The organism is Nocardioides abyssi (assembly GCF_030412915.1).
Taxonomy (GTDB): Bacteria; Actinomycetota; Actinomycetes; order Propionibacteriales; family Nocardioidaceae; genus Nocardioides; species Nocardioides abyssi.
The window spans coordinates 1-276 of sequence record NZ_JAUHJR010000187.1 but is presented as its reverse complement, the minus strand read 5'-3'; the positions used below and the strand labels follow the sequence as shown (position 1 = coordinate 276).

At 40.9% G+C, this 276-nt stretch carries 1 protein-coding gene; it reads right to left on the bottom strand.

The window, feature by feature from the left end; genetic code table 11:
* A partial coding sequence (locus tag QWY29_RS20440; protein WP_300963058.1) for a hypothetical protein occupies window positions 1-236 on the bottom strand: 236 nt, incomplete at its 3' end.
* Window positions 237-276: the final 40 nt, after the last annotated feature.

The following is a 276-nucleotide window of genomic DNA, read 5'->3' as shown; positions in this document are numbered from 1 at the left end:
CCTCCATTGGCGCCTAGTAAATTAATAACGTCAATACAAGTGATTGGGCCTGGTGCAAAACCGCTAGCAGGAATCCTGAGGGTATCATCTTGATATTTGAGGAAAGCTCCAGCTTTGGGTACTTCCTGATCGAAAATGGGTTTCGAATCAGATCCGGGATTGAGGCAGTCGATTAAATCACTCTGAGCATACGCCGATGCCAGGATTAAAATACAGCAGAACGTAATTTTGTACATGCTTTATATTATTGTAAGTATAAATGATCATAAAACGTAC